Origin of the sequence: Actinomycetospora sp. CA-101289 (assembly GCF_050955895.1) — a bacterium.
Lineage (GTDB): Bacteria > Actinomycetota > Actinomycetes > Mycobacteriales > Pseudonocardiaceae > Actinomycetospora.
This window is the reverse complement of sequence record NZ_CP192093.1, coordinates 6,073,194-6,086,349: the sequence shown is the minus strand read 5'-3', so window position 1 is coordinate 6,086,349 and position 13,156 is coordinate 6,073,194. Positions and strand designations below refer to the sequence as shown.

Genomic DNA, 13,156 nt, shown 5'->3' with positions numbered 1-13,156 from the left:
CCGGCACGGGGAGGCGCGCACGAGACCGAAGGTCAAATCCGCCGCGCCCACGCGTCGGCGCCGCAGTACAGGCCGTAGGCGACGAAGCCCAGCGCCACGACCACCAGCAGCAGGATGCCGAAGGGCTGCGCGGCCAGGGCCTTGAGGGCGGCGTCGAGCCCGCCGGCCTGCGCCGGGTCGGAGCGCACCGCGGCCACCCCGAACAGCACGCCCATCACCGCGAACGCCACGGCCCGCAGCACGTGGCCGGCGATGCCGAGCCAGTAGACGGGGCGGCGCAGGGAGCCCGGGAGGCGCGACCAGGCGAGGTCCTCGGCGAACGAGCCCCGGAAGCCGGTCCACGCCGTGGCGCCGGCGATGACCAGCACGACCAGCGCGACGATCCCCACGATGACCTGGCCGAACGGCAGCGCGAGCAGCCCGGCCGTCGTCTGCTGCGACCCGTTGCTGCTCGACCCGGACGACCCGGTGACGAGGAGCTGGACGCCGATGAGCGCCACGAAGAGCACGCCGAACGCGGTGGCGCCCGCGGCGATGCGGCGCTGGGTGCGGGCCCAGCCCGAGGCCCAGCGGAAGCCGGTGACGGCGGCGAGGCCCTGCCAGACGCCGAAGGCCACGAGGCCGATGACGATCACGACGATGAGGGCGAACCCGAAGGGCTCGGCGGCGAGGGTCGACAGCGCGCCCTGCTGGTCGGCCTGCCCGCCGCCGCGCAGCGCGATCTGGAGCGCGATCACGCCGATGAGCAGGTGCACGAGCCCGTAGCCGGCCATGCCGACGCGGCCGAGGATCTCGACCGCGCGGTGCGGGGCCTCGCCCTCGCCGTCACCGCCCACGGCGTCGGCGGCGGAGTCGGACCAGGAGCTCTGGGAGCTGGACGAGGGAGGTGACGACGCGGCGTCCGCCGCCGACCCGCTCACGGGCCGTTGCAGGTGACGGTGGGCTGGGGCTCGTAGCGCACGGTCCGTGGTTCCCGGCGGACCTCGCCGGTACGCACGTCACGCAGCACCCGCGTGTCGGTGATGGTGAAGCCCTCGGAGCCCTGCGACGCCGTGCAGGTCGGGTTGCCGCCGAGGTCCCGGACGCCGGGAGGGGTCAGGTCCGTCCGCGGGCCCGGCTCCGAGGTGACCTCGAAGCGCTTGATCCCGTAGAGCTGCACGGTGATCGACGACGGGGTCCACTGGGTGCGGATGTAGATCGGCGTCGGGCCGTCGTTGCCGAGGCGCAGGTCGATCGAGCCCTCGAACACGGTCGCCTCGCGCCCCGGGGGGTACCGGCTGATGTAGTAGCTGTGCTCCTTGTGCTCGACGTCGTCGAGCCCGGCGAAGTAGCCGGCGTTGAACAGCGTGGTGGCGAACTGCGAGACGCCGCCGCCGACGCCCCGGCCCGGCGCGCCGTCGTCGATGATCCCGGCGGGGACGAAGCCGTTGGCCTCGTTGCGGGGGCTCGACGCCTCGTTGAGGCTGAACACCGAGTTCGGCGCGATGATCTGCCCGTTGACGATCTCGGCGACGCGCCGGATGTTCTGGCCCGAGTCGGGCTTGAAGCCGCGGGTGGTGAACTCCCCGATCAGCTCGGCCGGGCCCAGGGCCTGCAGCGACTCGGTGGTCACCTCGGGCTGGGTGGTCGTGTAGGCGGCGTTGACCGCGCGGCCCGTGGTGGGCGGCGGGGCCGCCGGCTCGGCGCCGGGCGCCGTCGGCGGCGGGGTGTACACCGGCGGGGCGGCCTGGTCGGCGGGGCGCCCGAGCGCCTCGACCAGCCCGGTGAAGGTGCGCGGCCAGTCGATCTCGCGGCCGACCACCGCGGGCACCACGGTGGCCGCGGTGCCCGCGAACGCGAGCGTGGCGTCCTTGGGCTCGGCCTCGGTGGTGGCGAGCTGGGGCTCGACGACGCGGATCGCCGCGGGCTCGTCGATGGAGGGGACGAGCCCGCCGTTGCCGTCGGGGCGGAAGACCAGGAACGTGGTGATCGCCCGCGTGGTGATCGTGGCGTTCTTCGCGTCGCCGATGACGGTCACCGGGCCGGCGACGGCCGGGCGGGCCACCTCGTCGATGGCCTGCTGGATGCCCGCGGGCGTCACGGTCACGGGCGCCTCGGTGATGGGCAGGGCGACCGGCGTCGGATCGAGCCAGTGCTCGGTGATCGCGCGCGCCGCACCCGGTCCCTCGACCACCTGGCCGGGCACCGACGGGACGGCGACGGGCTCGACGCCCTCGAAGCGGACCGTGCCCTCGGTGGCGGGGCGGTCGAGCTGCGGGCGGACCCGGTCGAGAGCCTGGCCCAGCGCGAAGCCGTTGACCCGGGTCACCGGCGGGACGTCGCGGGTGGTGAACAGCGAGGTCACCCGCGTCCACGGGTTGAACGGCTGCTCGCCGGCCTCCGCGACGGTGCCCTCGACGTCGAGCTCGAGGCCGGCCTCGCGCGGGTCGACGGTGGCCGTGCCCTGGCCGGCCAGCAGGCTCACGGGCCGGCTGGTGCGCGACGCCAGCTGGGTGCGCAGCTCCTGCTCGGCCTCGGGCTTGCCCATGCCGCCGATCTCGACCCCGGCGACGGCGACCCCGCGGGGCACGTCGGTGGAGGAGAAGAGCAGGTCGCCGACGTAGAGGACGACGAGCAGGCCGACCACCGCGGCGCCGAGGAGCAGGGGGCGCCGGCGCCCGCCGTCGGAGGACCGGTCGGCGGAGTGGCCCGGGGGCCGGGAGCCGTCGTCCGGGCCGTCGGTCGGTGGGATCCACGCCGTGCCCTCGACGTCGCGCCCGTGGCCGGCCCCGTGCCGGGGCTCGCCCGTCATCGTCCGGGTCGGCTCGTCGAGGGCGCCCAGGTCGTCGGTCCGGCCGGAGTCGACGGTGGTCTCCTCGGGCCTCGGCCCGCCAGGTGAGGTCACAGGTACAGCCCCGTCCCGCTCGAACTGCGCGTCGGCTCGGTGGTCGCGGTCGCGACCGCGTGCAGGTCGCGCTCGCGGAGCACGACGAAGGCGCGTCCGGAGACGTCGACCTCGTAGTGGTCGTCCTGGCCGTAGAGCACCCGGTCCCCCACCGCGACGCTGCGGACGTGCTGCCCGGTGCCGAAGACCTCGCCCCACACCAGCCGCTTGGCGGGCTGGGCGGTCGCCGGGATGACGATGCCCCCGCTGCTGCGTCGCTCGCCCTCGCCGTGGACGGGGGCGACCATCACGCGGTCGTGGAGCATCTGGATCTCCAGCTTGGGATCCGACACGCCCGGATCGTACGGGGAGGTCGGATCCGGTCAGGGGCCGGGCCGGGAAGGGCTCACAGGCGCCTGACAGGGGAGAGAAGGCCCGGAACGTGGAACGCCCCGTGGCCCTGCCAGGTCGGGGGTCCGGCAGCGCCACGGGGCTCGAGGGGGATGTCGTCGACCCCGGGGAGGGCGTTACCGGCCCCCGGGCAGTTCACTCGGACGGCCCAGCGAACGCTAGTCGCGACCCAGCAGGAAGCGCCCGAAGTGCGGCACGGTGAAGGCGATCCACCCGCGCTCGGCGGAGAACACCAGGCCCTTGCGCAGCAGGCTGTCGCGCGCCGGCGACAGCGAGGAGGGCTTGCGGCCGAGGTGCTGGGCCAGCGCGGCGGTGGTCACCGGCTCGTCGCGGCCCTCGGCCAGCTCGGCCATGCCCTGCAGGTACTCGCGCTCGGCCGGCGTCGCCCGCTCGTAGCGCGAGCCGAAGAACCCGACGGCCAGCTCGGCGCCCGCCTCGGGGGCGGCCATCCGCACGTCGTCGGCGTCGATCGGGCTCTGGACCGCGGCGTCCCAGGCGGCCTTGCCGTAGGCCTGGACGAAGTAGGGATAGCCGCCCGAGACCTCGTAGAGGGCGTCGAGCGCGTCGCCGGTCAGCTCGGCGTCCTCGCGCTTGGCGGGTACGGTGAGGGCGAGGTCGGCGTCGGTGCGGTCGAGCTGGCCGATCATCGCGTAGCGGAAGAGGCGCTCGGAGTACGACTTCGACGCGCTCAGCACCGCGGGCAGGTGCGGGAGCCCGGCGCCGACGACCACCAGCGGCGCCCCGGACTGGGAGAGCTCGTGGCAGGCCGCGCAGAGGGCGGAGACGTCGTCGAGCTGCAGGTCCTGCATCTCGTCGATGAGCAGCGCGATGCCCACGCCGACGTCCGCGGCCAGCTCGGCGCACACACCGAACAGCTCGACGAGGTCGATCTCGATGTCGCCCGAGTCGGCCCGCCCGTTCTTGACCGGCACGTCGATGCCGGGCTGCCAGCGGTCCTTGATCTTCGCGTCGGACGGCGTCGCCTTGAGCGCGAACGCCTTGAGCACGCCGAGGGTGTCCTCGACGCGGTCGGGCGCGCGGTGGTGGACGGCGAGGTCGCGCACCGCGCGGTGCAGCGCGGCCGACAGGGGCCGGCGCAGGTCGGCGTCGGGGCGGGCCTCGATCTTCCCGGCGCCCCAGCCGGCGCGGACGGCCATGGAGCGCAGCTCGCCGAGCAGCACGGTCTTGCCGACCCCGCGCAGACCGGTCAGCACGAGGCTGCGCTCGGGACGGCCGCGGGCGACGCGCTCGAGCACGATGTCGAAGGCCTGCAGCTCGCGGTCGCGGCCGGCCAGCTCGGGCGGGCGCTGGCCCGCGCCGGGGGCGTACGGGTTGCGTACGGGGTCCATGCCCACCTCCGTCGGCTCTCGATCGGAGCGTATGGGCCTCTCTAGCGTCGATCCGAGAAGCGGCGAGAAAGCGGCATCGGCGTGTCGCTCATCGGGCCGTCTGCCGGTGTCTAGGGCAGACGCAAGAGACCGGGATGGACCCCGATCGACCTCACGCCGCCGACCGCGCCTCGCGCAGCAGCCGCACGATCGCGCCCGGGCGGTCGGACTGCGGCGCGTGCCCGGCGGCGGCGAGGGGCCGGAATCGGGCACCGGGTACGGCGAGCAGGTAGCGGACGGTCTGACCGGCCGCGACGCCGTCGAGCACGCCCTGGGCGAGGACGACGGGGCAGTCGACGTCGTCGAGCCCGGTCGGCACGTCGGCGAGCACCGCGTGCCACAGCGTCGTCCAGAAGGCGTCGGCGTCGGCGAGGCCGTCGCGCACCGCGAGCGCCTCGGCCCGGGAGGCGCGCCACGGCCACGCCCGCAGACCACCGAGCAGCACGGCGCGTCCCGGGCGGCGGCGCGACAACGGCTCGATCCACGCCCGCCCCGTGCGCAGGACCACCCGCGCCGTGCCGAGCAGGAGCCCCTGCCAGGCCCGCTCGACGGGGGCGTTGAGGCCCGGCGGCGCGATCGCGACCACCGACCACGCGCGGTGGCGCCGCGCCAGCTCGAGGCCGACGCGGGCGCCGAGCGAGTTGCCGAGCACGTGCACGCGGCCCAGGCCCAGCGCGTCGAGGTCGGCCTCGACGGCGTCGGTGATGGCGTCGACGGTCGGCGTCCCGTCGAGGGCGGACGAGCGCCCGTGCCCGGGCAGGTCGGCGGCCAGCACGTCGTACTCGGCGCACAGCGACACCCGCAGCGTCGCGAAGTCGTCGTGCGTGCTGCCGACGCCGTGCAGGAGCACGAGCGGCTCGCCCGCGCCGTCCCGCGACCAGTGCAACCGCGTGGTGATCACGGCCCCGGGGTGCCCGGGAGACCCGCGTCGATCACGATCGCGGCGTATCCGGCTCTCTACTGCTCACCCGAGACGGCCGCAGACGACGCGATCGACGGGGCGTCGGTGAGGGCCGCGAGGCCGGGGCCGACGACGGTGACGAGCAGGTCGGCGAGGACGTCTGCGGGGTCGCCCGGCCCGGTCGTGGCGGCGGCCTCGGGGTCGGTGAGCCACCAGTCGGCGAGGCCCTCGGCCGCCCCGACCAGGGTGTGCGCGTAGGGCAGGACGGCGGCGCGGGGCACGCGGAGCCCACCGGCCATGAGGTCGGCGGCCTGCTCGACGATCCGGCGGCGCAGCGCGTCGACCTCGCCGGCGAACGGGCCGGTGGAGGCCTGGCGCCACAGGACCGTCCAGCCCTCGCGACGCGTGGTCAGGGCGAGGAAGAACGCGCGCAGGGCCCGGCGCAGGCGCGCGAGCGGGGCGTCGTCGGGCTCGCCGGCTGCCGACAGCACCGAGCGCAGCAGCCGGTCGGCCTCGCGCTGCAGGCAGGCGGCGAAGAGCTCCTCCTTGCTGCCGCCGTGGGCGTACACCAGCGGCTTGCTGACCCCCGCCCGCACGGCCACGGCGTCCATTGACGCGCCGTGGAAGCCCTCGGAGGAGAACACCGCCACCGCCGCGTCGAGGACCTGGCGCCGGCGCACCTCGGGGGCGAGCCGCTGGCGGCCCGTGCGCGAGGTCTCCGAGGTCACGGTTGCACCTTAACTACCGATGCGTAAAGTAACCCGCGTTGGCGGGACCGCCAGTACCTGACACATCTGCGACGACGCCGGAGTGAGCCCGTGCCCGAGAAGATCGACGTCAACGACCTGGGCCGCAGCGTCGACCCGAAGTCGCTGTCCGACGAGGAGCTGGTCGGCGCGCTGCGCGAGGGCCTGTCCGACGGCGGGGCGAAGACCATCGACCCCTCCCTGTTCGCGCGCCTGGTCAAGAGCACCGGCAAGGGCCAGCTCGAGGCGGTCATGTCGTCCGACGTCCGTCGTCCCGTCCTCGACGCCATCTTCGGGCGGATGGCCGAGTTCTACTCCTCGAAGGGCGCGGGCTCCAAGCGCCAGGTCGTCCACTGGCACGTCACCGGCGCGCCGGACGGCGGCAGCGACGACTTCCAGACCGCGATGCAGCACGGTGTGTGCGAGGTGTCGGACCAGCCGACCGAGGAGCCGCGCACCGAGCTGTTCATGGACGGCGTGCAGTTCCTCAAGATCGTCACGAACAACGCCTCCCCGATCACGCTGTTCATGACCCGCAAGATCAAGGTGCAGGGCGACCTCGGGTTCGCCACGGCGCTGCAGAAGATGTTCACGATCCCGACCGCCTGACGAGCCCTGAGGACACGGCGATGACCTTCTCCATGGAACTGTCCGAGGAGCACACCGACCTGCGCGAATGGGCCCACGGCTTCGCCGCCGAGGTCATCCGCCCGGCCGCCGCCGAGTGGGACGAGCGCGAGGAGACGCCCTGGCCCGTCCTCCAGGAGGCGGCCAAGATCGAGCTCTACAACTTCGAGACCCTGGCCAGCTTCTGGGGCGACGAGACGGGCCTGAGCCTGCCGATCGTCAACGAGGAGCTGTTCTGGGGCGACGGCGGCATCGGGATGGCCATCTTCGGCACCACGCTCGCCGTCGCCGGCATCTTCTCCTCGGGCACGCCCGAGCAGATGGTCGAGTTCATCCCGCAGTGCTACGGCGACGCCGGCGACGTCAAGGTCGCCGCGTTCTGCTCCTCGGAGCCGGAGTCGGGCTCCGACGTCTCGGCCATGCGCACCCGCGCGGTGTACGACGAGGCCAAGGACGAGTGGACCCTGACCGGGTCGAAGGCGTGGGCCACCAACGGCGGCATCGCCAACATCCACGTGGTCCAGGCCGTCGTCGACTCGACGCTGGGCTCCCGGGGTCAGGCCGCGTTCGTGGTGCCCCCGAACACGCCGGGGCTCGAGACCGCCCGCAAGATCAAGAAGATGGGCCTGCGGGCCTCGCACACCGCCGACGTCTTCCTCGACGACGTCAAGGTGCCCGGCTCCTGCCTGCTCGGCGGCAAGGAGAAGCTCGACGAGCGCCTCGCCCGGGCCCGCGAGGGCGTGAAGTCCAAGGGCTCGTCGGCCATGCAGACCTTCGAGCTCTCGCGGCCCACGGTCGGGTCGCAGGCCATCGGCATCGCCCGCGCCGCCTACGAGTACGCCCTCGACTACGCCAAGGGCCGCGAGACCTTCGGGCGCCCGATCATCGACAACCAGTCGATCGCGTTCACGCTCGCCGACATGAAGACCGAGATCGACGCGGCCCGCATGCTCGTCTGGCGCGCGGCGTGGATGGGCCGCAACGGCGTGGCGTTCGAGGCCGGCGAGGGCTCGATGTCCAAGCTCAAGGCCGGCCGCGTCGCGGTGTGGGCCACCGAGCGCGCCATCCAGATCCTCGGCGGCGCGGGCTACTCCCGCGAGCACCCCGTCGAGCGGATGCACCGCGACTCGAAGATCTACGACATCTTCGAGGGCACCGAGCAGATCCAGCAGCTCGTCATCGCCCGCGCCATCAGCGGGCGGCACATCCAGTAGGAGCGCTGGTCACCGGTGGTGGCCTCTGCTACACCGGGCCGACCACCGCGGTGCCCGGGAGGCCGTCATGGACCAGCAGAGGGTCACGTCCCCCGACGGCACCCCGATCGCCTCCTGGCGCAGCGGCGACGGACCGCCGCTCGTGCTGGTGCACGGGACGTCCGCCGACCACAGCCGGTGGGCCCCGGTCCTGCCGGCGTTCGAGCCGCGCTTCACGGTCCACGCCGTCGACCGTCGCGGTCGCGGCGCCAGCGGCGACGCGGAGGACTACGCGCTGGAGCGGGAGTTCGAGGACGTGGCCGCGGTGGTGGGGTCCGTCGGGGAGCCGGTGATCCTGCTCGGCCACTCGCACGGAGGGCTGTGCGCGCTCGAAGCCGCTCTGCTCGGCCACGACATCCGGGCGTTGGTGCTCTACGAGCCCGCGTCCGACGCGGAGAGCCATTCGCCGGGGGTCACCGATCGGCTCGAGACGTTGCTGCAGGCGGGCGACCTGGACGAGGTCGTGGCGACCATGGCCCGTCGGTTCGCCGGAGCGCCCCCGGAGATGGTGGAGTTCCTGCGGACCCAGCCCGCGTGGCAGGCACGCGTGGCGGCCGCGCACACGATCCCGCGGGAACTGCGCGCGGTCAGGACGTACCGGTTCGAGCCGGAGCGGTTCCGGGGTCTCACCGTGCCGACGCTGCTCCTGTTCGGGAGCGAGAGCGCGCCTGCCTTCCGTGAGGTCGGAGAGGCCCTGGACGCGGCGCTGCCGAACGCCCGCAGCGTCGTCATGCCCGGGCAGGGCCACGTGGCCATGGACACCGGGACCGACCTCTTCACGGCCGAGGTGCTCCGGTTCGTCGACGCCTCCGCCTGACGGTCACTCGCCCACGCCCCAGGACAGGCGCTGGTGCGGGATCGCCACGGGGTGGTGGCGCGCGATCCTGACGTCGACGGCGTGCTCGCCCGCCTCCCACAGCGTGTGGCGCCGGCGCGCCGCCTCCCGGCGGGCCGTGGCGATCGCGTACGGCCCGTAGGCGTCGCGGAAGCGTCCCGCCGTGTCCACGACCACGACGAGGTACTCGACACCACCGTCGTGGCGGTGGCCGTTCCTCGGATGTGCTCGTCCGTCCATCCCACTCCCCCCGGTGGTGCGCCCGCGGGGACCGGCCGTCGTCCGGACCAGTCCGCCGTGGGCCGTACGGGCCGCTGTCGGTGCGTCCGCACGGGTGTGACGAAGTCCAGGGGTATACCCCGACCGGACGCCTCCCGAACAACCGTCACTCCCGCGGCTGCGCTCGACGGCCGCCCTTCTTCGCTCGGTGGCCAGGCGGTGGCCGGGGTCGACCCGAACCGGTGACGCGCGCGGGACCCGTTCGGGGGAGCGGCGACGGGGAGTCCGCGCCCGGGTCAGCCGCGCCCGCGCCCGACCAGCGACGCGAGGGCGCGCCCGGTGCCGGCGAGGAGCGCACCGGTGACCGCGGCCCAGTCGAAGTAGTCGCGCCACAGGGTGATGACGCCGTCGTGCACCTCGAACGTGCCGCAGACCCAGAAGGAGGTGCGCAGGCGCCCGATCTCGATGGTGTCGGTGCGCTCGGTCAGCACCACCGGCCCGTCGGCGACGAGGCGGTGGTTCTCGGCGCGGAACCCCGTGGCCCGCGCGGTGAGCAGGTCGAGCAGCCGGCGGGTGGCCCGGATCCCGCGCGCCGGGGGCAGCGAGACGTTCTCGTAGACGACGTCGGGGTGCAGGCGCGCGCAGGCCGCGTCGACGTCGAGGCGCTCGAGGTCGGCGAGGAAGGCGCGGACGACGGCAGCGGGTTCGGTGGAAATGCTCGTCGGGTCGGTCAAGGGTCTCCCGTCGGGTGGCGTGGCGATCGCGGTCACGGGGAACGCACCGTCAGTGGGCGGGACCACCCGCCCCCGGCGAGGGAGTCTCCATGACCGTCGACAGCCAGGCTCCGCTCACCGAGGCGCTGGGCACCGACTTCTTCTCGGTGCGCCGGCGCTTCACCGAGGCGCAGTGGGACACGTTCATGGCGGTGCGCCGCTACGTCGACCACGTGGTGTCGCCCGCGGCGCCCGAGGCGTGGGACGCGGCGGAGATGTCGTGGGACGTCATCCGCGGGCTGCCCGACCTGGGCATCGTCGGCGACGACATCACCGGGTACGGCTGCCCCGGCAACGACGTGCTGACCTGCGGTCTCGTCGCGATGGAGCTCGCGCGCGGCGACGGCAGCCTCGCCACGTTCTTCGCGGTCCAGTCGGGCCTGGCGATGAAGGCCATCGACATGCTGGGCTCGGAGGAGCAGAAGCAGGAGTACCTGCCCGCGATGGCGCGCCTCGACCTCGTCGGCGCCTTCGGCCTCACCGAGCCCGACCACGGGTCCGACTCGGTGGCCCTCGAGACCACGGCGCGCCGCGACGGCGACGACTGGGTGATCGACGGGCGCAAGCGCTGGATCGGCAACGGCAGCATCGCCGGGCGCACCGTGATCTGGGCGCGCGACGTCGAGACCCGCGCCGTGCTCGGGTTCCTCGTCGACACCACGACCGACGGCTACGAGGGCACGATCATCCCGCGCAAGGGCTCGATGCGGGCCGTGTGGCAGGCCGACATCCGCCTCGACGGGGTCCGGGTCCCCGAGCGCGACCGGCTGCCGGGCGCGGAGAGCTTCAAGGACGCGGGGCGGGTGCTGGCCACCACGCGCGGGACCTGCGCCTGGATGGCGCTGGGCGCGGCGACGGCGGGCTACGACGCTGCCCTGCGCTACGCCCTCGACCGCCAGCAGTTCGGCCGCCCGCTGGCGCGCAACCAGATCGTCCAGGAGCGCCTGGTCAAGATGCTCGCCGAGCTGACCGGCATGCAGCTCTACTGCATGCAGATCGCGCAGCTCGCCGAGGACAGCGACCTCGCGCCGACCATCGCCGGGCTGGCCAAGATGAACAACACCCGCAAGGCGCGCTGGATCCTCTCCGAGGCCCGCGACCTGCTCGGCGGCAACGGCATCCTGCTCGACAACCACGTCATGCGGCACATGGCCGACATCGAGTCGATCCACACGTTCGAGGGCACCGAGACGATCCAGACGCTGATCGTCGGCCGCGAGATCACCGGGCACGGCGCCTTCTCCTGACCGCGGGGGTCAGCGCACCGCGCTGACCGCCGGCGCCAGGCGCACGGGCATCTCGGCGTAGCCGCGCAGGATGCGGGTGACGCGGCGGCGGGGTGCCCCGGCGGGGGCGAGGTGCGGGTGGCGCTCGAACAGCGCCCGCAGCGCGACCTCGCCCTCCATGCGCGCGAGCTGGGCGCCGAGGCAGAAGTGCGGGCCGCTGGAGAACGCCAGGTGCTCCCGGGCGTTCGCCCGGCCGACGTCGAACGCCGCCGGGTCGGCGAACACGTGGGGGTCGCGGTTGGCGCCCGCCAGCACGGTGACCACGAGGTCGCCGGCGGGGATCGCCTCGCCGGCCACCTCGGTGTCGACCTTCGCCCGGCGCGCCGTGCGTTCCACCGGCGGGTCGAAGCGCAGCACCTCGTCCACCGCGTTCGGCCACAGCTCGGGCTCGGCGGCGAGGCGCTCGCGCTGCTCGGGGTGGGCGAAGAGCTGGGTGGTGCCGTTGCCGATGAGGTTGACGGTGGTCTCGAAGCCCGCGGCGAGCACGAGCAGGGCGGTGGACACCAGCTCCTGCTCGGTGAGCCCGGTGCCCTCCTCGTCCACCTCGCCGACGAGGCTCGAGAGCAGGTCGTCGCCCGGGTCGCGGCGCAGCCGGCGCAGGTGGTCGCGCATCCAGTCGTGCAGGGCGGCGAGGTTGCGCTCCATGGCGGCGTGGGCCTGCCGGGTCAGCCCCATGTCCAGCGACGTGGCCGCGCCGTCGCCCCAGGCCAGGAACTGCTCGCGCATCGAGGTGGGCACGCCGAGCATCTCGCTGATCACGGTGACGGGCAGCAGGCTCGCGTAGCGGGCGACGAGGTCGACGGGCTCGCCCGCGCGCACGTCGCGGTCCATGTCGTCGAGCAGCTCCTGGGCGATCTCCCCGGTGCGCTCGCGGAGCGCGGCCACCCGCCGGGCGGTGAAGGCGCGGCTGACGAGCTTGCGGTAGCGCGGGTGGTCGGGCGCGTCCACGGCGAGCATCGACGGCGGGTCGATGGGCCCGGGGTGGCGCGTGGGCCCGGCCAGGGCGAGTGCCGCGCGGGCCGGCGCGGGCACGACCTGGGTCGGGTGGGTCACGCCGAAGTCGTCGCTGCGCAGCACGGCGGTCGCGGTGTCGTGGTGCACGGTGAGCCGGGCGAAGGCGCCCATGGCGAAGGGGTGCGAGGCGCGCAGGCGCTCGTAGTGCGGGAACGGGTCGGCCTGCAGCACGGGGTCGAGCAGCAGGCGGGCGTCGGGGTTGCCGGCGCGGACCTGGCGGCGGATCGCCGCGCGCATCAGCCCGTGGGTGGCCCCCCAGCGCAGCGTGGTGCCCAGCGGCGAGCGCGCGACGGACGGCGGGAGCGACAGGGCCACGAGGACCTCCCCGGGGGAACGATCGGTACGTTCTCGTACCGGGCGAGACCATACTCGGAGTATGTGTTCGTCGTCCAGCGGCGCCGCGGGTACGTCACGGGGGTGCAGACGACCCTCCGCGCGACCGGCCCGCTGCCCGCCGACGAGGCCTGGGAGCGCTACGCCGACCTCGACCGCTGGAGCCACTGGGCGCCCCAGATCTCCGGGGTCACGGTGACGGAGCCGGCGGGTCCCGCCACGCGGCGCCTGCGGACCGGCCTGCGCGGCAGGGTGCGGGCGGCCGGGGTGGTCGGCCTCCCCTTCGAGGTCACCGCCGTGGACGAGGTGGCCCGCACCTGGTCGTGGCGGGTCAGCGCCGGGCCGATCACCCTGCACCTCGACCACGGGGTGGAGGAGCCGCGCGCCGACGACGGGCCCCGCGTGCGGTCGCGCACCTGGCTGCGCACCACCGGCCCGGCGGTCGTCGTGCTGCCCTACGCCCCGCTCGCGCTCGTCGCGCTGCACTCGCTGCTGCTGGACCGGTGA

Annotated in this window: 14 protein-coding genes; 5 read left to right on the top strand and 9 right to left on the bottom strand. The window is 74.3% G+C overall.

The genetic code is table 11. The features are described 5' to 3' along the window. Positions 1–32 precede the first annotated feature (32 nt). The 6 genes from ACQPX6_RS30200 to ACQPX6_RS30175 all read right to left on the bottom strand — a co-directional run bounded on the left by ACQPX6_RS30200 (position 33) and on the right by ACQPX6_RS30175 (position 6,291). On the bottom strand, positions 33–920 hold the full coding sequence (locus tag ACQPX6_RS30200; protein ID WP_433784526.1) for a DUF1206 domain-containing protein: 888 nt from the start codon (positions 918–920) through the stop codon (positions 33–35). Then, positions 917–2,884: a VanW family protein gene (locus ACQPX6_RS30195; RefSeq protein WP_433784525.1), complete on the bottom strand. Its 1,968-nt coding sequence runs from the start codon at positions 2,882–2,884 to the stop codon at positions 917–919. Before ACQPX6_RS30195 ends, ACQPX6_RS30200 begins: the two co-directional genes overlap by 4 nt. Further along, positions 2,881–3,216, bottom strand: coding sequence for a GroES family chaperonin (locus tag ACQPX6_RS30190; protein ID WP_433784524.1), 336 nt, complete (start codon positions 3,214–3,216; stop codon positions 2,881–2,883). Before ACQPX6_RS30190 ends, ACQPX6_RS30195 begins: the two co-directional genes overlap by 4 nt. A gap of 216 nt (positions 3,217–3,432) precedes the next feature. After that, positions 3,433–4,623: an AAA family ATPase gene (locus ACQPX6_RS30185; RefSeq protein WP_433784522.1), complete on the bottom strand. Its 1,191-nt coding sequence runs from the start codon at positions 4,621–4,623 to the stop codon at positions 3,433–3,435. A gap of 151 nt (positions 4,624–4,774) precedes the next feature. Further along, positions 4,775–5,563 carry an alpha/beta fold hydrolase gene (locus ACQPX6_RS30180; RefSeq protein WP_433784520.1) on the bottom strand — a complete coding sequence of 263 codons (789 nt, stop codon included), beginning with the start codon at positions 5,561–5,563 and terminating at the stop codon, positions 4,775–4,777. Positions 5,564–5,619: 56 nt separating this feature from the next. Beyond that, complete coding sequence (locus ACQPX6_RS30175; protein ID WP_433784518.1) at positions 5,620–6,291, bottom strand: TetR/AcrR family transcriptional regulator; 672 nt, start codon at positions 6,289–6,291, stop codon at positions 5,620–5,622. A 90-nt stretch (positions 6,292–6,381) separates the two neighbouring features. Between ACQPX6_RS30175 and ACQPX6_RS30170 the strand changes: the two genes are divergently transcribed. From ACQPX6_RS30170 to ACQPX6_RS30160, 3 genes are all read left to right on the top strand, one after another. Further along, positions 6,382–6,918 carry an SCP2 sterol-binding domain-containing protein gene (locus ACQPX6_RS30170; protein WP_433784517.1) on the top strand — a complete coding sequence of 179 codons (537 nt, stop codon included), beginning with the start codon at positions 6,382–6,384 and terminating at the stop codon, positions 6,916–6,918. Positions 6,919–6,938: 20 nt separating this feature from the next. Continuing rightward, entirely contained in the window at positions 6,939–8,150 is a 1,212-nt protein-coding gene (locus tag ACQPX6_RS30165) for an acyl-CoA dehydrogenase family protein (protein ID WP_433784515.1), read from the top strand. Between the two features lie 67 nt (positions 8,151–8,217). Continuing rightward, the gene (locus ACQPX6_RS30160; RefSeq protein WP_433784514.1) at positions 8,218–9,006 is read left to right on the top strand and encodes an alpha/beta fold hydrolase; all 789 of its coding nucleotides are present in this window, start codon (positions 8,218–8,220) and stop codon (positions 9,004–9,006) included. A 3-nt stretch (positions 9,007–9,009) separates the two neighbouring features. On the opposite strand, the gene ACQPX6_RS30155 is transcribed toward ACQPX6_RS30160, so the two are convergent. Together ACQPX6_RS30155 and ACQPX6_RS30150 are read right to left on the bottom strand one after the other, a co-directional pair. Further along, a complete protein-coding gene (locus ACQPX6_RS30155; RefSeq protein ID WP_433784513.1) occupies positions 9,010–9,264 on the bottom strand; it encodes a hypothetical protein in 255 nt (84 codons plus the stop codon). Positions 9,265–9,539: 275 nt separating this feature from the next. Next, positions 9,540–9,977, bottom strand: coding sequence for a limonene-1,2-epoxide hydrolase family protein (locus tag ACQPX6_RS30150; RefSeq protein ID WP_433784512.1), 438 nt, complete (start codon positions 9,975–9,977; stop codon positions 9,540–9,542). An 89-nt stretch (positions 9,978–10,066) separates the two neighbouring features. On the opposite strand from ACQPX6_RS30150, the gene ACQPX6_RS30145 reads away from it, so the two are divergent. Continuing rightward, positions 10,067–11,263: an acyl-CoA dehydrogenase family protein gene (locus tag ACQPX6_RS30145; RefSeq protein ID WP_433784511.1), complete on the top strand. Its 1,197-nt coding sequence runs from the start codon at positions 10,067–10,069 to the stop codon at positions 11,261–11,263. Positions 11,264–11,272: 9 nt separating this feature from the next. Here the strand turns inward: ACQPX6_RS30145 and ACQPX6_RS30140 are convergent, their stop codons facing one another. Then, entirely contained in the window at positions 11,273–12,631 is a 1,359-nt protein-coding gene (locus tag ACQPX6_RS30140; protein WP_433784510.1) for a cytochrome P450, read from the bottom strand. Between the two features lie 63 nt (positions 12,632–12,694). On the opposite strand from ACQPX6_RS30140, the gene ACQPX6_RS30135 reads away from it, so the two are divergent. Continuing rightward, entirely contained in the window at positions 12,695–13,156 is a 462-nt protein-coding gene (locus tag ACQPX6_RS30135; RefSeq protein WP_433784509.1) for an SRPBCC family protein, read from the top strand.